The following is a 22,210-nucleotide window of genomic DNA, read 5'->3' as shown; positions in this document are numbered from 1 at the left end:
CTTTTTCATTACTGCCTTCCGTTCAGCTTATTGCGGCTGCTCGGCCGGTGCGTTCGAAGTCGGCGCATTGATCTTCACTTTCGAGCGCGCCTTCAATGCATCGAGATACGACTCCATCTCGGCCTGTGCATAAACCTGCGCGACTTGCTGCTGTGCGCCCGTCAGGCGGTCCGCTGCAACCGGCTCCGGCTTCTCGATCCCGTTCACACGATAAATCGCGTAACCATCCGCGCCGAGATCAACGCCCACGTACGTTGGCAGCTTCGACGAATCCGCCTTGAAGATTGCCGCGAGCGCTGCGGGCGGAACGCCTTGCGCGTCGTTACGCGACACCTTCGCGACCGATGAAAAACCATCCGTGGAATTCGATTTCTGTACAGCGGCGAGTTTGGCCGCGCCGTCCTTGCGCGCCATTTCGGCTGCCTGCTCTGCGATGACCTTGGTGCGCACCGCGTCCTTGATCGTATCCAGCGCTGGCACGGCGGACGGCTTGTAGTCCGTCACACGTGCCGCAACCAGCGTGCTGTTGCCGATATCGATAGCCTGCGTATTGTTGCGTTCCTTCACGGCATCCGCGGCGAAGATGGCGTTCAGGACCTTCGGATTGTTCAGCGGGCTGTCGGCCGGCAGCTTCGGATCAGGCTTCGGTCCGACCGTCGCGGTCTGAATCTGCAGCTTGTATTTATCGGCGGCGGGTTGCAGCGTCTTCGACTTTTCGTAGACGAGCGACGTGAAACCTTCGGCTTCATCGGCCAGATTTTTCGCCGCTTGCGCTGCGGTGACGTCACGCGTGATCTGGTCCTTCACTTCGTCGAACGACTGGGTGGCGGACGGCTTCACATCCGTTGCCTGGATGATGTGATAACCGAAATCCGTCTGCACCACGCCGCTGATCTCGCCCTTCTTCAAGCCGAACGCGGCGTCGTCGAATGCCTTGCCGCCTGCAATCATGCCGTGCGAGAAGTAACCCAGATCGCCGCCCTTCGACGCCGAACCCGGGTCCTGCGATTCCTTTTGCGCAATCTGCGCGAACTGGTCCGGATGCGCCTTCACTTGCGCGAGCAGCGCGTCGGCTTGCGCCTTCGCCTTGGCTTTATCGGCCGCGCTTGCGTCTTTCGGCGCCGTGATCAGGATGTGACTCGCGCGCACTTCGGCCTGCGTCTTGAAGCGCGCGATGTTGTCGTCGTAATACTTCTTGAGATCGGCGTCCGTGGGTTTGATCGCCGTCGCCAACGTCGCCGGGGACATGACCAGGTACTGGATGCTTGCCGATTCCGGCGTCTTCAATTCGGCACTGTGGGCGTCGTAGTACGCCTTCAATTGCGCATCGGTCGGCTGGATCTTCGCGGTGTAATCGGCTGTGCGGAACGCGAGGCCCTGCACGTCACGACGCTGTTCGGCGATCTCGGTCAGGCTCTGCGCGAGCGTCTTCGACGTGAATGCGGTCGACTGAATGCTCGAAGGAAGCTGATCGGTCGCGAGACCGTAACGTACGCGCTCGTCGTATTGCTCGGGCGTGATGCCCTGCATGGCGAGCAGTTGCTTGTACTGATCCAGGTCGATGGAACCATCGGGCTTGCGCAACGAAGCAATTGTCGGGTCGGCCAGCAACGCGCGGCGCACGGCTTGATCCGATGCGGTCAGATGCAGGCGCTGGGTTTCGTCCGCGAGAACACGCTGTTGGACGAGGCTGTCAATCAGCGACGCGCGCATTTGCGGCGATTCGAACATTTTCGGGTCGAATTGCGCACCGAGCATCTGGCGGGCGCGATCGACTTGCTGACGCATCGCGCCGTCGTATTCGGCACGCGTGATCTTGTGGCCGTTGACGCTCGCGACGTTCGCGTTTTCGTCGAAGAAACTGCTGAAACCCTGGACACCCACGATACCCAATCCCGGCACGACGATCAGGATCAAAAGGGCCATCATCAGGCGTTGGTGGTTACGGAAAAAGTCGAGCATGCGTGACGATTCTGCCTAATACGAAACGCCCGATGTTACAGCAGCGGGCAATAAAAAAGGCGAACCGGAGTTCGCCTTTCTCGTGAATTCGGCCGGTGTGGACGAGGTACGACCTCCTGCCGGTGAGCCTTATCAGTCAAGGCGTTGCACGATTCGACGAACCGCGGTGCACCTCGAAAGTACGCTCGGTCAACGAACGGGCACTCTGTAAAGCGCGCGAAGTATAACATCCGCGCCTTTCCGGCCTCTCCTTTTGCCTGGTGTAAACGCCCCGCCAAAACCGGATTTGCAACAATGATTTGCGTCCGTTTTGCGCACTGAAATCAGTGCACGGCGTCGTCGAGCAAGGTCAGGTCGCGCCCGCGGGTTTCCGTCGATAAAGACACGCCGACCAGCGTGATCGCCGACAGCACAGCCATGTAGATGCCCATGACCCAGAACGCGCCATCGGAGAGCCCGATCAGGTAGATGCCGAGCAAGGGCGCGATTCCGCCCGACAGCACCGCGCCGAGTTCGCGCGCGAGCGCCACGCCCGAATACCGGTAGCGGTTGCCGAAGAGTTCGGAGAAGTGGGCGCACTGCGCGCCGAGCATGCTGTTCGCGCCGAGCGCGAGACCGCCGAACATCGCAATGTCGACCCACAACGGCTTGCCCGTGCTCACCATGTACCACGACGGCACCGACCACAGCAGCATGAAGATCGCCCCGCCGCGATACACCGCAATGCGCCCGATGCGATCCGACAACGCGCCGAACATCGGCGTGGTGATCACGCTCGCCATGCTCGCGATCAGCGCGCCCGTTGTGCCGATCGAACTCAGTTCGGAGGGTTTCAGCCCCATCTTCGCCGCGACCGTTCCGCCCAGGAACGCGATGACCACGGTGGTGTAGACGGTCGATCCGCCCTGTTCGGCGAAGCGCATCAACGTGGCGGCGAGCACGGGACGGCGCGCGTGGGTGATGACGGTTTTCATCGGCGACTTGATGACGGCGTGCGCGCCTTCGAGACTCAGGAACGCCGGGCTTTCACGCAAGCGCAAGCGGATCCAGACCGCAACGCCGATCAACGCTACGCTCGATACGAACGGAATACGCCACGCCCAGGCCAGGATGGCTTCTTCGCCGAGCACGTGTTGCATGATGCTGAACGTGCCCGTCGCGAGACCCAGCCCCGCGAAGATGCCGACGAACGGCAGCGCCGCGAAAAAACCGCGCTGCTTGACGGGCGCGACTTCGGCCATCAACGTCGATGCCCCCGCCTGTTCCGCGCCCGCACCGAAGCCTTGCACGAGCCTGAGAAGAACCAGCGATATCGCGCCGATCGTGCCGCTCGGCAGCAAACCGATCAACATGGTCGACGTCCCCATGATCGCGATGGTCACGAGCAGGACGAACTTGCGCCCCTTCCTGTCGCCGATGGAACCAAAAAACAAGCCACCGAAAGGCCGCGCGAGAAAGCCGGCGCCGTATGTGCCGAAGCTCGCCAGAAGCCCTGCTTTTGCTCCCAGCGCCGGGAAGAAAATGTGGCTGAAAACGAGCGCCGATGCCAGTCCGAAGATAGCAAAATCATAATATTCAAGGGCGCTTCCAACCGCACCCGTCAGAATCGCGCGCCGCAATTGCTGCGGGGAAACGGGCGCCTTGACTGGGGTATCGGCGAGCGGCGTCGATGGTATTGCGGGGTGCTCCAAATCCATTTGCGTCTCCTTTGCAAATCGGTTTGCCGGTTGATTGAATCCCGGCTTTTTTCTATATTTGTGTGGTCCGTGTCGGAACGCCCGGACATTTGGGGTGAAGCGGTTTTATGCAGCGGTTTTTATTCAGCGGTTTTTATTCAACACTTGCGCCGATGATCTTCACAATTCCGCTGTGATCGATATCGCCGTGCTGTTCTATGAGCGAAGTGAAAAGCTGCGCGCTGAGTTCCGTGTACGGCATTGACGCGCCCGCGTCCTGCGCCGCGCGCAATGCGTTGTGAAGATCCTTGAGTTGCGAACTCGACCGGCCGCTGACTTCGAAATTTTCATCGACCATCCGGCGGCCGTGAATGCGCAGGATGGTGCTGTCGGCATAACCGCCCGCGAGCGCTTCGATCAGCATTGCTGGATTTGCGCCGCCCTTCGCAACCAATGACAACGCCTCGGCCACCACGCCGATTGTCGTCCCCACGATCATCTGGTTTGCGAGCTTGGCGAGTTGGCCGGCGCCATGCGCGCCCATCAGCACGGGCCGCCCCATGCAGCGCAATACATTCAAAACTTGCTCGAAGACCTGTGCATCACCGCCGCACATGATCGCGAGCGTCGCGTTTTCCGCGCCGCTCGTGCCGCCCGACACGGGAGCATCGATATGGTGAACACCTCGTTCTGCAAGCAGTCGCGCGTGCGTCACTGCCTGGTCGGGGCGGATCGAGCTCATGTCGATGACAACCGCTCGCGCGTTCAACGCCTGCGCCACGCCCTGATCGAACAGAACGTCGTGCACGGTCTCGCCGTTTGCAAGCATCGTGATCACGATGTCGGCGTCGCGAACAGCATCGACTGGCGAGCCCACAATGCGCGCGCCGTCGGCTTGCAAGCGATCCGCCTTGTCGCGGGTACGGTTCCATGCCGTCAGCCGGTAACCGGCTTTGAGGAGCACCCGCGCTTGCCGCTCTCCCATCAAGCCGATCCCAAGGAAGGCAATCGTCTGCGCTCGGTCCTTTGCATTCGCCATTGTCTCGCTACCCTGAAGTTATCAACTGCTGGACACGCGTTTCATCGTGCGGTATGGTTACCGGTAACCATGAATCAAATCTAACATGAGGAGATGGCATGCACAAGACGGATTTACTGGTAGTCGTCCGGTATCCGGAGCGCGACATGACCGAGCTGGAGCGTCATTACACGCTGCATGTCTTGTCGGATTGCGCCAATCGCGGCGCGTTGCTCGCCGAAGTGGGACCGAAGATTCGCGCCCTCGCGACCAACGGCGAAGCGGGCGCGAACGCCGAGCTGATCGATGCGTTGCCAGCGCTCGAGATCATCGTGTCGTATGGCGTTGGCGTCGATGCAATCGATCTTGCGCATGCAGCCAGGCGCGGCATTCGCGTCACGAATACGCCTGACGTGCTGACCGGCGATGTCGCCGACATGGGCATCGGCCTGATGCTTTCGATTGCGCGGCAGATTCCCGCAAACGATCGCATCGTGCGCGACGGCCAATGGGGAAAAACCGCGATTCCGCTCGCCACGCGCATGTTCGGCAAGCGGCTTGGCGTCCTCGGACTCGGGCGCGTTGGACGGGCACTCGCCAGGCGCGCTGCGGCGTTCGACATGACCATTGCCTATCACGATCGCGTTCGTTTCGACGACGTCGACTATACGTATTGCGAGAGCGCGGCCGATCTTGCGCGCGAATCGGATTTTCTCGTGATCTGCGCCGCGGCTGATCGCGAGAGTCGGGGATCGATAAGCCGCGACGTGTTCAACGCACTCGGCCCCGATGGCATCCTGGTCAACATCGCGCGCGGAAGCATTATCGACGAACCCGCGCTGCTCGAATACTTGAGCGAGCACCGTATTCGCGGCGCCGCGCTGGATGTATTCTGGAACGAGCCGTCGATCGATCCGCGTTTTTTCACGCTGGACAACGTGGTGCTGCAGCCGCACCGCGCAAGCGCAACCGTCGAAACGCGCGGCGCGATGGCGCAACTGGTGCGCGAGAATTTGAAAGCGTTTTTCGATGGCGCGCCGCTCGTGACCGAGTTTCGCGCGCGTTGAGCATCGATCGGATCACTGACTCCCCATACAATTAAAACGGACAGACAAGCATGTCGAATCAATCGAACATCCCGCAAAACCGTCTTCGCAGCCGCCGCTGGTTCGACGATCCCTCGGACCCCGGCATGACCGCGCTCTATCTCGAGCGCTACATGAACTACGGCATCACGCGAGAAGAGTTGCAATCGGGCAAGCCGATCATCGGCATTGCGCAGACCGGCTCCGACCTTGCGCCATGCAATCGCCATCATCTCGATCTCGCCACGCGCGTACGCGATGGCATCCGTGACGCCGGCGGCATTCCGCTCGAATTCCCCGTGCATCCGATCCAGGAAACCGGCAAGCGTCCGACCGCCGCGCTCGATCGAAACCTGGCGTATCTCGGGCTCGTGGAGATCTTGCACGGTTATCCCATCGACGGCGTCGTGCTCACTACCGGCTGCGATAAAACCACGCCTGCATGCCTGATGGCCGCGGCCACCGTCAACATTCCGGCGATCGTCCTGTCAGGCGGTCCGATGCTCGACGGCTGGTATCACGGTAAGCTCGCCGGCTCCGGCACCGTAATCTGGGACGCGCGCAAACGGCTGTCGGCGGGTGAGATCGACTATCCGGGATTCATGGATATGGTGGCGTCGTCGGCGCCGTCGGTCGGGCATTGCAACACCATGGGCACCGCGCTTTCCATGAACTCGCTCGCCGAAGCGCTTGGCATGTCGTTGCCCGGATGCGCGGCGATTCCGGGTCCGCATCGCGAACGTGGATGGATGGCGTATGCGACCGGCAAGCGCATCGTGGAGATGGTCGGCGAGAACCTGCGGCCATCGGACATCATGACCAAGGGCGCATTCGAGAACGCCGTCGTCGCTGCGGCGGCGCTCGGTGCTTCATCGAATTGTCCGATTCACATGATCGCGATTGCGCGGCATATGGGTATTGACCATACGCTGGAAGACTGGCAACGGCTCGGGCCGGAGGTGCCGCTGCTCGTCGATTGCCAGCCTGCCGGACGGTTCCTCGGCGAAGCGTTTCATCGTGCAGGCGGCGTGCCGGCCGTGATGAAAGAACTCTTCGATGCCGGCCGTCTCGACGCAAGCGTGCGCACCGTCACCGGCAAGACGCTGGCCGACGATCTGGCCCGAGTCCCGGCGCCTGATCGCGAAGTGATCCGTGCATATGCAAATCCGCTGAAGGAATCGGCGGGTTATGTGGTGCTCTCGGGCAACCTGTTCGACAGCGCCGTGATGAAAGTCAGCGTGATCGATGAAGCCTTCCGCAAGCGCTTTCTCGCGGACCCCGATCACCCCGATGTGTTCGAGGGCAAGGTCGTCGTGTTCGAAGGACCGGAGGACTATCACGCGCGCATTGAAGACCCGGCAACGGGCGTGGATGAACGCTCGATCCTCGTCATTCGCAATTGTGGCCCGGTCGGATTTCCGGGCGGCGCCGAAGTGGTGAACATGCAGCCGCCGGCGGCGTTGCTCAAGCGCGGCGTCGACACGTTGCCAACGCTCGGCGACGGCCGTCAAAGCGGGACATCGGCGAGTCCTTCGATTCTCAATGTATCGCCGGAAGCGGCTGTTGGCGGCGGGCTTGCGCTGCTTGTATCGGGCGACAGGATTCGCATCGACCTGAAAACGCGCAAGGTCGATCTGATGATCCCCGAAGCGGAACTGGCGCAACGTCGCGCGGCATGGAAACCGCCGGTGCTCAAGAACATGACGCCGTGGGAAGAGATCTACCGGAGCATGGTCGGACAGCAAGGCAGCGGCGCTTGCCTGGAACCGGCGACGTTGTATCTCAACATTGTCGAAACACGCGGCGAGTCGCGGCACAACCACTAAGGCGCTCGATTGCCTGGCCGCCGCGCGAGGCGCTACGTGCTCTCGCGCGGCACGACTTCGTAGTGAATCTCGATCACGGGCGGCGACGGCTTGCGCTTCGTCGCCCGAGTCGTTTTTACGCCGCGCGTCTTGTCGAGCTTTTCATCGCCTTCTGCTTCGTCCAGCGCCGCGAGCAAGGACTCGCCGGTTGCGCGGCCAATGCCATAGGCATCGACGGAAACAGTCGTGATGGTCGGATAACAATGCCGCGAGACTTCGAAGTCGCCGAATCCCGCGATCGCGATATCGCTCGGAACCGATAACCCCAGCCGATGACACGCCATCACGGCGCCGAACGCGTGGATGTCGCTTGCGCACATGACGGCGTCGGTATCGGGCCAGCGCTCGAGCAACTGCTGCAACGCAGCTGCGCCGTGCGCCATGGCAACGCCGTGCGCCATGGTCGTGGTCCACGCGCTTTTGGTGATATCGCGCGGTTCGCAGCCGGAAGCCCTTACTTCCTTCAAATATCCCCGACGACGATCGATACCGCGGCTATCCAGCTTCGACGCGCTGCTCACGAACGCGATGCGCTTATATCCGCGTTCGTAGAGATGGCGCACCATTGCACGCGACGCGTCGACGTTCGAAAACCCCACAACCCGGTCGATAGGATTGACCGGCATGTCCCACGTTTCGATCACCGGAATACGGGCGCGAGCGAGCAGCGAATGCGTCTCGGGCGTGTGATGGCTGCCCGTCAACACGATGCAGCGCGGCTGGTAACGCAGCATTGCGCGCACGAGGTCTTCTTCGCGCGGCAATTCGTAGTCGGTGTTTGCGAGCAGCAACCGCATGCCAGCCGGTTCGATCACGTCGTTGATGCCGCGCACGGTATCGGAGAAATTCGAGCTCGATAGCGACGGCACGAGCACCGCGACAAATGACGATTTCCCCGACGATAAAGCCCCAGCCGCCGCGTCCGCCACATAACCCAGTTCATTGACCACGCTCAGCACACGTTCGCGTGTGGCAGCGCCGACCGGTCTGCCGGCGAGCACGCGCGAAACGGTCATCTTGGAAACTCCTGCAACGCGCGCTACGTCGGCCATGCGAGGCGGCGCTGAAGCCGGAGGTTTGTGGTCGTCGGGCATTGCGCTGAAGTCTGCTTAAGTCATTAACCGGGTTCGTCAATGATACTGGATGACCATTCGCGGTCATTCACGATGTATTCAATACATCGCGGAAGAAATGGGAAAGCCGAAAAAGCAAAAAGCCCGCTTGTGGCGGGCTTTGTATCTGCTTTGATGCTTGATTCAAACTTGCTTCAAACGAAATATTGGCGGAGCGGACGGGACTCGAACCCGCGACCCCCGGCGTGACAGGCCGGTATTCTAACCAACTGAACTACCACTCCATTTTGTGCTGCTGACCTGAATGATCCGAACCGGAAAGCGATATGCCAACGAGTTGTACAACACCCTTGTCAGCCTTGCTCCGCAACCGTTTCAATCAATCGGGGACGAAGTATATAACGAAATTTCCGGTGACGCGTAAGTTTTTATATCGGGATGGGACGATGCATTTTCAGTGCCCGCCAACGCCTTGCGATGCCGCGAGATCGCGCGATGGGTCATCGGGTAAATGCAGCGGTTCGACCTTCCCCACGATCACCAGATAACTGAACGCGCCGAGCACGCAAAAGCCGCCCGCAACGACCAGCGGCACCGTGAACGAACCCTTCGTGAGTTGCACCATGAAACCCGTGAACGTCGTAATGACAATGCCCGCAAGATTCGAAGCGAAGTTCTGGATCCCGCCAATCGATGCAACGTGATCCGGCGTTGGCGCGACATCGCCGGGAAGCGACCAGATGCTGGCCGCCGCGAACGCAAGGCTTCCATACGCCACGCCGAACGATGCCAGCATCAACGCCGTGCTCGTTGTGAACGCCGACACCGTGATCACCGATGACAACAGCATGCCGCCAACCATGCAGGTCTTGCGCGCCTTGGTGAGGCTCCAGCCGCGCTTGTAGAGCGCGTCGGAAACAATGCCGCCGAGCCAGCCGCCAGGAATGGAAATCAGCGCGGGAATCATGCCGAGCGTGCCGAGCGACTTCAACGAAAAGCCGCGGGTCTGCACGAGATAACTCGGAAACCACGTGATGAAAAAGTAGATCACGAAGTTCAGGCAGAAGAAGCCGAGCATCATGCCCCACAGCGTGCGATGCCTGAAGAGCGAAAGCCACGTGATTTTCTTGCCAGCGGTTTTTATCGGAGCGACGGGTTCTGCACCTTCCGCGCCGGTCAAATCACCACGCGACGGATTGCGATAAATGACGAACCAGCCCAGCACCCATACGAGGCCGAGCGCGCCTGTCGCGATGAACGACGCTTCCCAGCCAAAGCTGCTGATGATCAGCGCCACCACCGGAATGGACAATGCCGAGCCGACGCGCGAACCACTGTCGAAGATGCTGGTTGCAAACGCGCGCTGCGCCGGCTTGAACCATTGCGCCACGAGTTTCACGCATGCGGGGTAAGCGCCCGCCTCGCCAACGCCGAGCATCAAACGGCAGCCGAACATGCCTGCCACGCTCGTGGCCGCAGCGGTCAGCGCCGTGAATACGGACCACCATCCAACAGCAAGCGGCAGTGCAATGCGCCCGCCGATCTTGTCGACGAACCACCCGAACGGCATCTGCATGAACGCATAGGTCCAGAAGAAGCCGCTCAGCACGAGGCCCATTTGCGCGGGACCGATATTGAGCGCCTTCTCGATCTGCGGCGCTGCGACCGCGAGATTCGCACGATCGATATAGTTGATCGCGATAGCAAGGAAGCAAAGAAATACGACCATCCAACGCATCTTGCGCATGCTTATGTCTCCTCCTGTAAGCCAGGTATTTTTTTATCGATGAGGCGCACCATGCTAACCGTTAAGCGCCGTCGTTTGCACAGATGGCAGCAGGCCTAAGCGTATTCACCGATGCACACCTTACAGCGCGAAAGGCTGCAACCGCTCAGGCTTTCTCCAACCGTTCTCGCCTATTTGCGAGAGGCGACTTGTGAGCGTTTTCTCAATGGCGCTTATCATGTTGGTCCCGCCAGGATCTAAAACGTTTCGACCCACGCAATCGAATCGCCCTCCCGGCCCAACCACGAATTCAGGCACTCAGGCAGCGTGAACATTCCCCCAAGCAAAACCCGATGGCTTTAACGCCATTACGTGGCCTCCTGCCCTTTCGGCGAGTGGCGTTCTCGATGTCGAACGCGATCGGCGATTCGCTCGTCTGCATGGTGATCGTGCAGAATCTGATCAGGAATGGCATCGACGTCACCGTGTTCGGCGCTCCGGCGCACGCACTTCGCGCGTGGTTTCCGCACGCGCGGATCTTGCCGCTTCCGCACCGCGACAAGATCAGGGAGACGTTCGCGCCGTTCGAAGCCGTGTTCCAGATGCAGCCTCAGCAACCGCTGCCAAGACTCGCCGATATGCACGACCGCGTCATCACGCTGCACGACGTTGAATACGGAGACAGACAAGGATCGATGGCCGAGCGCTTCATGCATTACTGCCGCGACGAGCTCGGCATCCGCGAAGCAACATCGCACAACGGCATGACGGCGCTTGCGGGGCTCGTGCATCGACGCCATGCCAATCGCGTCATCATTCATCCGGAAGCCAGCACCGGCGACAAGCGCTGGTTACCCGCCCGTTTCATGAAGGTTGCAACGCAGTTGAAAGCGCGCGGCCTTGAAGTCGTTTTCATTCTGGCGCCCCACGAGCGGGAGCGTTGGCGAGACCTGCGCCAGCGTGGCATCGTTGCGCCGAGGATTCATGACTTGAGCGAACTTGCGGGATACGTGTATGAATCGGGCTGGTTTATCGGCAACGATTCGGGCATCGGGCATCTTGCGTCGAATCTCGGCATTCCTTCGGTGAGTGTGTTTCGGCGCAGGAATGTATCGGAGAAATGGCGGCCTGCGTGGGGCAATGTCGAAGTGGTGTTGCCGTGGCAATGGGTGCCGAGCGCGTTCCTCAAGAATAAATGGTGGCGCGAGACACTGACTTGCGCACGCGTGCTTGCGGGATTCGACAGGATCGTGCGCCGGCAAACGCTGGCGGTTCATCAGGCGGATCACTCTGCAAAGCATGAACCTCGGAGCGTTTCGCAGCTGGAAATCGAGTCCCTTCGATAATTCGCGCCGCGACATAATTTCAAAAGCGCGGTCGTTTTGTACAGGTCGTTCCCTTACGGCTTGCCGGATCTTCGGCTGAGAACCTTTGTGCAAAAGGGGTACGCGGCCAAACGCAAGTCGGCATCGATCATGCTTCATGCGAACGTTCGCCGTCTCCCGCAAACCGTTAATATCTGTCCCAGCGATTTGCTTTTGTCTCTTGATGTGACCCGACCGTGCCCAATCTCGACCCGACTGATTACTGCCCGACGTGCGGTAATGCGCTGCACTCGCCCGATACCGCCTGTACGCGCTGCGACGCCTTGTCCGCGAGCGGCGACGCGCTGGAGCCGCATTCCTCTGTTCCGGGCGCCACGGGAATAGCCGTGTTACCCGCGACGGACGACGGCGCCCTGCGTGACCGCATCGCGCAAAAGCGCGCATCGATAGACTCGGCTTATCCGAGCGTGGAAGAATCCAAACCCTATGAGGAAGTCGCTGCCGGTGCGACCGCTGATGAATCCGGCCGCAAGCTCTGGCGCGCGGGAATCGGCGCGGCGCTCGTCGCGTTACTTGCGGGCGGCCTGTACCTTGCCTTCGGCTCGACATCCGGACGCGCAGACTCGGATTTGACGGCTGAGCCTGTCGCGCAAAACAGCATTCCGCGGCTTGCGCCCGATCCGCTGATCGATGTGCCTTTCGGCCCGAAAACGGCATCGCTCGATCTGACAGGGACAATCGATGCCGCCCGGCTCGCGATGTTACGCGGCGAGCTGCGCGACGCCCGCACGCGCCTTTCCATGTTGCCGGCGAGCGAAAGCAAACGCGGCGATGTCCGGCAGATCACGAACGAGTTGATTCAGCGCGAACTTGCCCGGGACGCGGCAATTGGATTGGCGCGCGCATGTGAGAAAGCCGGCGATACACCCTGCGTACTTCGAGCCGCCGGCGACGCCTTGGCAAGCGATGTCTCGGATTCCGAGGCGCGCGACATGCTGCTGCGCGCGGTCGCGCAAACCGGCACGCCTGCCACCAACGGACCGGCGACGATTGTCCCTGCGGCAGGGGTCACCGTTACGGCAAGCAGGCGTGCGGAAACCCAGAGATACATTGCGCATCGGCGTGCCACTGAGCGGCTCGCGTTCCGCCGTGAAACCCAGTCGTTTGCGAATATCGACGATATTTACGCGAAACCTTAGCGGACGGCTTAGCTTTTCTGCTTACCAACGCTAATTTCCCTAGAGTTCCTCCTTGCGATCCCAAGGAGGTTCATCGCCGAAAGTCTCTGCAAGATAATCGACGAACCGACGTACTTTCAACGGTATGCGTCGCGCGCTGGGATAGACCGCCTGAATCGCGAGATCGGCCGCGCGATAGGTCGGCAGCAGCGCCACGAGCTCGCCTCGCCTGATATGTTCGCCGAACACGAACGTCGGGCCATACGCAATGCCCGCTCCTTCAAGCGCGGCCGCCAGCAGCATTTGTGTGCTGTTGGCCGCCATCCGGCATGGTCCGTTGATGATGTGCGCGTGGTTGTCTGCATCGAGCAAGGTCCAGTCGTCAGCCGAGACGGCCTCGCTGAATGCAAGCCGCTGCGCGTTTTGCAAGTCGCAGGGCGTATGAGGCGTTCCATGACGCTCGAGATACGCAGGTGACGCACACATGACCATCCGGCACGGCGCAAGCCGGCGCGTCACGAGTCCTGGGTTCTCCAGCCGTCCGATCCGAATGGCGACGTCCACGCCGGCATCGATGAGATCGACGTAGCGATCGCCGAGCGTCACCTCCACGTTCACTTGCGGATGGTCCTCCAGAAAGCGCGCAACGATTCCGCCCAGGTGCATGGCGCCGAACGTGACCGGCGCCGCAATGCGCAATACCCCGCGCGCAGTTGCTTGCGTGTCTCCCGCTTCGCGATTCGCTTCATCGAACGCTACGAGGATCCGCTTGCAGCGGTCGTAGTAGGTCTGTCCGGCGTCGGTCAGGCTCAGGCGCCGGGTCGTGCGCTGTAGCAACCGCGCGTTTATTTCAGCCTCGATTGCGCTCACATGCTTGCCGGCCATTGCCGCCGATAACCCGAAGCGGCGCGCCGCCGCCGCGAGACTGCCATCTTCGACCGCCGCGACAAATACGCCGAGGCTCGTCAATCGATCCATATCCGTTTATTCCCGTGGTCATTCGATAACAGCATTATCGACTGAGGCTACTAATCCGGCAGTTATCAAGCTGGAGACTTGAATCTAACATGCAAATACCCGCTAACGGAAAAGGTGCACGCAAATGAAAATCGAATCGAACGGAACGCAGATTCACGTCACGCAGCAAGGAAACGGCGAGTTGGCGCTGGTGTTCCTGCATTACTACGGAGGTTCGTCGCGTACGTGGGACCAGGTGGCGAGCGAGTTAGGCGACCAGTACAGAATCGTCGCCATGGATTTTCGGGGTTGGGGTGCTTCCGATGCCCCATCCGATGGCTATCGCATTGCCGATCTTGCCGCCGATGCCGAAGGTGTCATCCATGCGCTGGGTTTGCAGCGCTATGTTCTGGTCGGCCATTCGATGGGCGGAAAGGTCGCTCAACTGATTTCATCGCGCCGGCCAAGTGGCCTTGAAGGACTCGTGCTCGTGGCGCCTTCGCCTCCGTCTCCAACGATCCTTCCCGGTGAGCAACGCGCCGTGCTAACCGGCGCGTATCAATCGCGTGAATCGGTCGAATTCGTGATCGATCATGTCCTGACTGCAAGAACGCTTGATGCCGCTCTGCGTGAGCAAGTCATCGAGGACAGCCTGAAGGGTGCGCCGCAAGCCAAGGCAGCCTGGCCGAACGTGACGATGCGCGAGGACATTACCGCGCGGGTTACGTCGATCAATGCGCCGACGATCGTCATCTCGGGTGCGCTTGATAAGGTGGATCCTGTCGCCACGCTGCAGACGGAACTCCTGCCTCGCATTCCGCACGCGACACTGCATGTCCTGCCCGGAGTCGGACATCTTTCGCCGCTGGAAGCGCCGGTTGAAGTGGCCCGGATCATTGGGCAATTCGCCAATGCGATAGACGTAGCTTGAGACTGCGTAACTCGAAGCAGCTTTAGCTGACCCAAAAACGATCCTGGAAAAACAAAAAACCCACAGAGCCAACAGCCATGGGGGTTTTTTAATGCACTCGATGTCTGCAAAACGGTGGTGGGTGCTGAGAGGCTCGAACTCCCGACCTACGCCTTGTAAGGGCGCCGCTCTACCAACTGAGCTAAGCACCCCGCTTCGCAAACTTCCGAACCTTGTGCGTTCCTGCCGGACTCGAAACTTTTCAGACCGTTCCGTATCCAGCGAGTCCGCTAGTTTAGCGCATCTTTTAGCGCTTTGCCAGCTCGAAATTTGGGTACCTTTGCCGCCTTGATCTTGATCGCATCGCCCGTGCGAGGATTGCGCCCCGTGCGCGCTGTGCGCTTTCCGACCGCAAACGTCCCGAAGCCCACGAGCGTCACCGATCCGCCCTTCTCCAGTGTCGTCTTCACGCCGCCGATCACGGCTTCGAGCGCTCGCCCGGCCGCCGCTTTCGATATATCCGCCTGCTGCGCAATATGGTCGATCAATTCTGTCTTGTTCATTGTGATCCCCCGATGATGGTTTGTTGGTTGGGCGATGCTTCAAGAAGCTATTTGCTTTCGACACAGGGCTTGAGCCCTGTAGGCGGCGGTCATTAGAAGTAGCCGAAACATGCGTGTCAACCGGGGTTGAGCCTGATCCGCGCCGCATTATTTGCATATAGAGCGCGCAATAAAAAACCCGCGGGGAGCACCCGCGGGTTTTTACTTTCGACCAACAACCACCATCAATGCATCAATGCTTCACGAAGTCGCCCGTTGCAGGGCCTTCCTTCTTTTCAGCAACTGCAGGCGTTGCGGGCTTTGCTTCTTCTTCGGGCAATGCGGCCGGAACACGTTCGAGCGCAAGCTCGAGCACCTTGTCGATCCAGCGAACCGGAACGATTTCGATCGCGTTCTTCACGTTGTCCGGAATCTCGGCGAGATCCTTCGTGTTTTCCTCAGGGATCAACACGAGCTTGATGCCGCCGCGATGCGCCGCCAGCAACTTCTCCTTCAATCCGCCAATCGGCAACACTTCGCCACGCAGCGTGATTTCACCAGTCATCGCAACATCAGCGCGAACCGGGATGCCGGTCAGCACGGACACGAGCGCCGTCGTCATCGCGATACCGGCGGACGGACCGTCCTTGGGCGTCGCGCCTTCAGGCACGTGAATGTGTATGTCCTTCTTCTCGAACGCTTCATCCGATACACCCAGACGACGCGAACGCGAACGCACCACCGAGCGTGCTGCTTCGACCGATTCCTTCATCACGTCGCCGAGCGAACCCGTGCGGATGATGTTGCCCTTACCCGGCATGACCGCAGCTTCAATGGTCAGCAAATCGCCGCCCACTTCCGTCCACGCGAGGCCCGTGACCTGACCAACCTGGTTCTCCTTCGCGGCGAGACCGAAATCGGTCTTGCGCACGCCGAGGAACGTGTCGAGGTTGCTGCCGTCGACCTTGACCGCGCCTTCTGCCTTCTTCAGCAGAAGCATCTTCACGACCTTGCGGCAGATCTTCGACATTTCGCGTTCGAGCGAACGAACGCCGGCTTCACGCGTGTAATAACGAATGATGTCGCGGATCGCTTCTTCCGTGAGATCCATCTCGCCCGGCTTCAGGCCGTTATTGCGCGTTTGCTTCGGCAACAGATATTTCTGCGCAATGTTGACCTTCTCGTCTTCGGTGTAACCCGAGAGGCGAATCACTTCCATGCGGTCGAGCAACGGCGGCGGAATGTTCAGCGAGTTCGACGTCGCCACGAACATCACGTCCGACAAGTCGAAGTCCACCTCGATGTAGTGATCGGCGAACGTATGGTTCTGTTCCGGATCGAGCACTTCGAGCAACGCGGAAGCAGGATCGCCGCGGAAATCCATGCCCATCTTGTCGACTTCGTCGAGCAGGAAAAGCGGATTGCGCACGCCGACTTTCGCGAGGCTTTGCAGGATCTTGCCAGGCATCGATCCAATGTACGTGCGACGGTGGCCGCGAATCTCGGACTCATCGTGCACGCCGCCAAGCGCCATGCGCACGAACTTGCGGTTCGTTGCACGAGCGATCGACTGACCCAGCGAGGTCTTGCCAACGCCCGGAGGCCCGACGAGACACAGGATAGGCGCCTTGACCTTCTCTACGCGCTGCTGGACCGCAAGATACTCGAGGATCCGTTCCTTGACCTTCTCGAGGCCAAAGTGATCTTCGTCGAGCACGCGTTCCGCGTTCGAGAGGTCATTGTTGACCTTGCTCTTCTTGCGCCACGGCAGACCAATCAACGTGTCGATGTAGTTGCGCACGACAGTCGCTTCAGCCGACATCGGCGACATCAGCTTGAGCTTCTTGAGTTCGGCGTCGGCCTTCTTCTTGGCTTCCTTCGGCATGCGCGCGTTGGTGATGCGCTTCTCGAGTTCCTCGAGATCCGCGCCTTCCTCACCTTCGCCCAATTCCTTCTGGATCGCCTTGACCTGTTCGTTCAGGTAGTACTCGCGCTGGCTCTTCTCCATCTGGCGCTTCACGCGTCCACGGATGCGCTTTTCGACCTGGAGAATGTCGATCTCGGCTTCGAGTTGTGCAAGCAGATGTTCGAGGCGCTCGACAACCGGAAGCATCTCCAGAATGTGCTGCTTCTGGTCGAGCTTCAACGGCAGATGCGCCGCGATGGTATCGGCCAGACGACCCGCTTCGTCGATACCCGACAGCGACGTCAGGATCTCAGGAGGGATCTTCTTGTTGAGCTTCACGTACTGATCGAACTGCGACACGATTGCGCGGCGCAACGCTTCGGTTTCGGCGCTGTCGGCATGGTCGGGTTCGAGCGGCATCACGTCGCAGGAAAATTGCGTTTCCTGTTCTTCGATCGTGAGCGTCTTGGCGCGCTGCAAGCCTTCCACGAGCACCTTAACGGTACCGTCGGGAAGCTTCAGCATTTGCAGGATGTTTGCGATACATCCTACTTCGTACATGTCTTTTTCGGTCGGCTCGTCTTTCGCGGCGGTTTTCTGTGCAACAAGCATGATGTGCTTGCCGCCTTCCATCGCAGCTTCGAGGGCCTTGATCGATTTGGGTCGTCCAACAAAGAGCGGAATCACCATGTGCGGGAAAACGACTACGTCACGCAGCGGGAGCAGCGGGAGAGTAATGCGTTCCTGCGGGAGGAGTTGGGTTCCTGACATTTTCATTTCCCCAGTAGTGGAATCAGTTCAGTCGTAAATAAGGCCGTGAAAATGGATTGCAAGCCTTAAGCGTGTGGGAAAAGATCAGTGAATCGAAAAAATTCGCCTCAGTAACGTGTCAGTAACGTCCACAAGATATCCGAAAAATAAACAAAAAGCCGTTCACGTTGCCATGAACGGCTTTTCGCCGACACACAGCCCAACCTCAGTTAGAACCTGCTACCTTCGGTGTATCTTCATAAATCAACAGTGGCTTGCCGTCACCGTCGATTGTATTGTCATCCACGATGACCTTGCTGACGCCCTTCATGGTCGGCAGCTCGTACATCACGTCCAGCAACGCCTGTTCCAGAATGGAGCGCAAACCGCGCGCGCCCGTCTTGCGGCGAATCGCCTTAAGAGCGATTGCCTGCAACGCGGCAGGACGAATCTCCAGATCCACGCGTTCCATGTTGAACAGCTTGTGATACTGCTTTACCAGCGCGTTCTTCGGTTCGGTCAGAATCTTGATCAGTGCGTCTTCGTCCAGCTTGCCGAGCGTAGCGACCACCGGCAGACGGCCGATCAGTTCAGGAATCAAACCGAACTTGATCAAGTCTTCCGGTTCCACTTCGCGCAGCACTTCGCCCGCGTCGCGATCGACCTTGCTCTTGACGCTAGCACCGAAGCCGATTCCTGTCTTTTCCGTCCGGTCGATAATGACTTTTTCGAGGCCATCAAAAGCGCCGCCGCAAATGAACAGGATATTGGTGGTGTCGACTTGGATAAAATCCTGGTTCGGATGCTTGCGTCCGCCCTGTGGCGGCACTGAAGCCATCGTGCCTTCCACCAGCTTCAGCAGCGCTTGTTGAACGCCCTCGCCCGACACGTCGCGCGTGATGGACGGGTTATCCGACTTGCGGCTGATCTTGTCGATTTCATCGATATAAACAATGCCGCGCTGCGCCTTGTCGACTTCGTAGTTACAGTTTTGCAGCAGCTTCTGAATAATGTTTTCGACGTCTTCGCCAACATAACCTGCTTCAGTAAGCGTGGTTGCGTCTGCAATAACGAACGGAACGTTCAGCATGCGTGCGAGGGTTTGCGCGAGCAAGGTCTTGCCCGAACCCGTGGGTCCAATCAGCAAGATGTTGCTCTTCGACAACTCGATGTCGTCTTTCTTCTCGAGATGCTTGAGTCGCTTGTAGTGGTTATAAACCGCCACGGCGAGAATGCGCTTCGCGCGGTCCTGACCAATCACGTACTGGTTCAGGATCTCGCTGATCTCCTGCGGACTCGGCAGGTCCGATTTCGTCAGGCCAGCCTCTTCCGCCGCGCCCGCCGCTTCGTCGCGTATGATTTCGTTGCACAAGTCGATGCATTCATCGCAGATGAACACAGAAGGACCGGCAATCAGCTTCTTGACCTCGTGCTGGCTCTTGCCGCAGAACGAGCAATACAACAGCTTTTCGCTGTTTGAACCTTTTTTGTCCGCCATGGATGTGTGAGCCTCCGGACACTCGATTACATAATACGCCGCTCAATTCACCTACGCAGAAACGGCACGTACGTTAGGTGAAAGCGTGTGTGGCGTGTGCTTTAACGCCATTTCGCGCGTCGGCTCCAGCATAGTGCCGGGCTACCTTGCTGCGTCCTTGTCGCGAACCAGGCTGCTTCAGTCCCGATCCGCGACGCCTACCTTATCAAAACAAAACGGCCGGACCGGTTATTCCCGAGCCCGGCGCGGCACAGCTCAAGGACGCTTGTGAAGAACCTGGTCGACGAGGCCATATGCCTGCGCGTCGTCGCCCGACATGAAGTTGTCGCGGTCGGTATCGCGTGCAAGACGCTCGACCGGTTGACCTGTGTGGTGCGACAACAGTTGATTGAGACGTTCCTTCAAGTACAGGATTTCGCGTGCCTGGATCTCGATATCCGATGCCTGCCCGCGCGCGCCGCCCAGCGGCTGGTGAATCATCACACGTGCATTCGGGAGCGCTACGCGCTTGCCCTTCGCGCCGGCCGCCAGCAGGAACGCGCCCATGCTTGCAGCGAGCCCCATGCACAGGGTGGCGACGTCGGGCTTCACGAATTGCATGGTGTCGTAGATCGCCATGCCAGCCGATACCGAACCGCCCGGGCTGTTGATATACAGGCTGATGTCCTTGTCCGGATTTTCGCTTTCGAGGAACAACAACTGTGCAACCACCAGATTTGCCGTCTGGTCGTTCACTTCGCCGACCAGAAACACGACACGTTCTTTCAGCAGGCGCGAATAGATGTCATAGGCACGTTCGCCGCGGCCGCTCGTTTCAACAACCATCGGCACCAGACCCAGCGCCTTGGTTTCAAAATCATGCGGCGCGTTCGACGCGAGCGAGTCCAGTAGTTGAGCGCGATAGGTCATGCAATTTCCTTGTTCGGAATAGGGATACTGAACAACAAGCAACATCCTTAGATAGGGCCAAACACGGTGACTGCAATGACTCGCAATAGCCGCGCCGAAAACGTCAATTCTGCATAAACGCAAAAAAGGCGTGCCGGCCCGTCACCCCGACGGCCCTGCACGCCTTTCCGACGCTGCTTACGCTTGCGCCGTCGCGCTGGCCAATTCTTCGAAGCTTACTTCCTTGTCGTTCACTCGTGCCTTGCCGAGCACGAATTCGACGACGTTGCTTTCCACGACGTACGCTTCCATCTCGGCGAGGCGCTGCTGGTTCGAATAATACCAGCGGACGACTTCCTTCGGGTCCTCGTAGCTTTTCGCAAATTCGTCGACTTCCGCGCGAATCTGTTCCGGCTTCGCCTGCAGGTCGTTTGCCTTGACCAGTTCAGCCAGAACCAGGCCCAGCTTGACGCGGCGTTCAGCTTGTTCAGCGAACATTTCTGCGGGAATGGGAGCGTCGGCTGCGTTCGGCACGCCGCGTTGTTGCAGATCCTGGCGCGCCATTTCCACCAGACGTTCCTGATCCTGCTCGACCAGCGCCTTCGGCACGTCGAGTTCGGAAATCTTGAGCAACGCGTCCATGACCTGGTTCTTCACGATTTGTTGCGTGCGGCGCTTGGCTTCGCGCTCCAGGTTGTCCTTGATCTCGCCGCGCATCTTGCCGATGTCGCCGTCTTCCACGCCGAGCGACTTCGCGAAATCAGCGTCGATTTCCGGCAGATGCGGCCATTCGATCTTCTTCATGGTGATCGTGAACTGAGCCGTCTTGCCGGCCACGTCCTTGCCGTGATAGTCGTCCGGGAACTTGAGATCGAATTCCTTCGACTCGCCCACTTTCAGGCCGAGCGCGGCGGTTTCGAATTCCGGCAACATGCGGCCTTCGCCCAGCACGAACGTGAAGTCTTCCGCGCTGCCGCCTTCGAACAACGCGCCGTCGAGCTTGCCGACGAAGTCCATGGTCACGCGGTCGCCGTCCTTGGCTGCCGTGTCCGCGCCGCCGTCGCCATGCTCGCCGCCTTCGCCGCGTGCGTGGAAATGGACGCGTTGCTTGCGCAGGATTTCCAGCGTGCGGTCGATCTCGGCTTCCGAGATGCTCGTGACCGTGCGCTCGATTTCAGCCGTTGCCACGTCGCCGATCTTCACTTCCGGATACACCTCGAACGTTGCGTCGAACGCATAGTCCTGAGCGACTTCGCCTTCCGCGACCTTCGGCGCGAAGCTGGGCTGGCCGGCAACGCGCAGGTTTTCAGTGCGCGTGACGTCGAAGAATTCCTTGCCGACCTTGTCGCTCAGCACTTCGGCTTCGACCTGGCCCTGGTACTGCTGCGTGACCATCTTGAGCGGAACCTTGCCCGGCCGGAAGCCCGGCATGCGCACGTTCTTCGCCATCTGACGGATACGCGAATCCACTTCCTTTTGCACCGTATCTTTCGGCAGGGAAATCGTCACACGGCGTTCGAGCTTGCCGAGGTTTTCAACAACGTTAGCCATGGCTTCTATCGTCCTAGAGTAATTCGAGTATTCGGGTTCGTGTATACGGTCAGTTCTTGTTCGATCTCGCGCCGCGCAAGGCGCTCGGCAACTGGCGGTTCCCGCACGGTTCCCTAAATGCCAGCGGCTCGCAGAAGCGTTCAGCGAGCCGGACAGGAAACCGCGCATGCATCCGCTTGCTTGGATCCGCTTATGCCGGTTTGAGTCAACAGAGCCAAACATTTTACCAAACTATTTGCAAGCGCCACGCCGGTTGAGGGTAGACGCGTACAAATACCGTCGAATCGGTCTCGTTTTTGG

Annotated in this window: 16 protein-coding genes and 2 tRNA genes; 5 read left to right on the top strand and 13 right to left on the bottom strand. The window is 59.6% G+C overall.

Features of this window, described 5'->3' with window-relative positions:
* Positions 1–27: 27 nt before the first annotated feature.
* The 3 genes from ASG35_RS04410 to ASG35_RS04400 form a co-directional block, all read right to left on the bottom strand.
* Positions 28–1,962, bottom strand: coding sequence for a SurA N-terminal domain-containing protein (locus ASG35_RS04410; protein ID WP_056353202.1), 1,935 nt, complete (start codon positions 1,960–1,962; stop codon positions 28–30).
* Positions 1,963–2,285: 323 nt separating this feature from the next.
* The gene (locus tag ASG35_RS04405; RefSeq protein ID WP_082508229.1) at positions 2,286–3,659 is read right to left on the bottom strand and encodes an MFS transporter; all 1,374 of its coding nucleotides are present in this window, start codon (positions 3,657–3,659) and stop codon (positions 2,286–2,288) included.
* 133 nt (positions 3,660–3,792) lie between these two features.
* Entirely contained in the window at positions 3,793–4,677 is an 885-nt protein-coding gene (locus ASG35_RS04400) for an NAD(P)-dependent oxidoreductase (RefSeq protein WP_056353201.1), read from the bottom strand.
* A gap of 98 nt (positions 4,678–4,775) precedes the next feature.
* On the opposite strand from ASG35_RS04400, the gene ASG35_RS04395 reads away from it, so the two are divergent.
* Together ASG35_RS04395 and ASG35_RS04390 are read left to right on the top strand one after the other, a co-directional pair.
* On the top strand, positions 4,776–5,723 hold the full coding sequence (locus ASG35_RS04395; protein WP_056353199.1) for a 2-hydroxyacid dehydrogenase: 948 nt from the start codon (positions 4,776–4,778) through the stop codon (positions 5,721–5,723).
* A gap of 50 nt (positions 5,724–5,773) precedes the next feature.
* Complete coding sequence (locus ASG35_RS04390) at positions 5,774–7,567, top strand: IlvD/Edd family dehydratase (protein ID WP_056353197.1); 1,794 nt, start codon at positions 5,774–5,776, stop codon at positions 7,565–7,567.
* Positions 7,568–7,599: 32 nt separating this feature from the next.
* Here ASG35_RS04390 and ASG35_RS04385 read toward each other — a convergent pair whose 3' ends face one another.
* The 3 genes from ASG35_RS04385 to ASG35_RS04375 all read right to left on the bottom strand — a co-directional run bounded on the left by ASG35_RS04385 (position 7,600) and on the right by ASG35_RS04375 (position 10,426).
* Complete coding sequence (locus ASG35_RS04385; protein ID WP_442854805.1) at positions 7,600–8,700, bottom strand: LacI family DNA-binding transcriptional regulator; 1,101 nt, start codon at positions 8,698–8,700, stop codon at positions 7,600–7,602.
* 186 nt (positions 8,701–8,886) lie between these two features.
* Positions 8,887–8,963, bottom strand: a tRNA-Asp gene (locus ASG35_RS04380).
* Positions 8,964–9,133: 170 nt separating this feature from the next.
* The gene (locus tag ASG35_RS04375) at positions 9,134–10,426 is read right to left on the bottom strand and encodes an MFS transporter (RefSeq protein WP_056353194.1); all 1,293 of its coding nucleotides are present in this window, start codon (positions 10,424–10,426) and stop codon (positions 9,134–9,136) included.
* A gap of 386 nt (positions 10,427–10,812) precedes the next feature.
* On the opposite strand from ASG35_RS04375, the gene ASG35_RS04370 reads away from it, so the two are divergent.
* Entirely contained in the window at positions 10,813–11,751 is a 939-nt protein-coding gene (locus tag ASG35_RS04370) for a glycosyltransferase family 9 protein (protein ID WP_235527441.1), read from the top strand.
* Positions 11,752–11,966: 215 nt separating this feature from the next.
* Entirely contained in the window at positions 11,967–12,929 is a 963-nt protein-coding gene (locus ASG35_RS04365; protein ID WP_056353192.1) for a hypothetical protein, read from the top strand.
* Positions 12,930–12,968: 39 nt separating this feature from the next.
* On the opposite strand, the gene ASG35_RS04360 is transcribed toward ASG35_RS04365, so the two are convergent.
* On the bottom strand, positions 12,969–13,886 hold the full coding sequence (locus tag ASG35_RS04360) for a LysR family transcriptional regulator (protein WP_056353189.1): 918 nt from the start codon (positions 13,884–13,886) through the stop codon (positions 12,969–12,971).
* A gap of 124 nt (positions 13,887–14,010) precedes the next feature.
* Here ASG35_RS04360 and ASG35_RS04355 point away from each other — a divergent pair, with 124 nt between their 5' ends.
* Positions 14,011–14,796, top strand: coding sequence for an alpha/beta fold hydrolase (locus ASG35_RS04355; RefSeq protein WP_056353187.1), 786 nt, complete (start codon positions 14,011–14,013; stop codon positions 14,794–14,796).
* A 115-nt stretch (positions 14,797–14,911) separates the two neighbouring features.
* On the opposite strand, the gene ASG35_RS04350 is transcribed toward ASG35_RS04355, so the two are convergent.
* The 6 genes from ASG35_RS04350 to tig form a co-directional block, all read right to left on the bottom strand.
* A tRNA-Val gene (locus ASG35_RS04350) sits at positions 14,912–14,987 on the bottom strand.
* A 78-nt stretch (positions 14,988–15,065) separates the two neighbouring features.
* On the bottom strand, positions 15,066–15,338 hold the full coding sequence (locus ASG35_RS04345) for an HU family DNA-binding protein (RefSeq protein WP_056353185.1): 273 nt from the start codon (positions 15,336–15,338) through the stop codon (positions 15,066–15,068).
* Between the two features lie 232 nt (positions 15,339–15,570).
* Positions 15,571–17,994 (bottom strand): endopeptidase La, encoded by a 2,424-nt coding sequence (lon, locus tag ASG35_RS04340; RefSeq protein ID WP_056353753.1) that lies wholly within the window; start codon positions 17,992–17,994, stop codon positions 15,571–15,573.
* Between the two features lie 205 nt (positions 17,995–18,199).
* Entirely contained in the window at positions 18,200–19,471 is a 1,272-nt protein-coding gene (gene clpX, locus ASG35_RS04335) for an ATP-dependent Clp protease ATP-binding subunit ClpX (protein WP_056353183.1), read from the bottom strand.
* Between the two features lie 255 nt (positions 19,472–19,726).
* Positions 19,727–20,380, bottom strand: coding sequence for an ATP-dependent Clp endopeptidase proteolytic subunit ClpP (gene clpP, locus ASG35_RS04330; protein ID WP_056353750.1), 654 nt, complete (start codon positions 20,378–20,380; stop codon positions 19,727–19,729).
* 177 nt (positions 20,381–20,557) lie between these two features.
* Complete coding sequence (gene tig, locus ASG35_RS04325; protein WP_056353180.1) at positions 20,558–21,910, bottom strand: trigger factor; 1,353 nt, start codon at positions 21,908–21,910, stop codon at positions 20,558–20,560.
* Positions 21,911–22,210 lie beyond the last annotated feature (300 nt).

It is taken from the genome of Burkholderia sp. Leaf177 (assembly GCF_001424345.1).
Taxonomy (GTDB): Bacteria; Pseudomonadota; Gammaproteobacteria; order Burkholderiales; family Burkholderiaceae; genus Caballeronia.
This window is presented reverse-complemented; position numbering and strand designations above follow the sequence as displayed.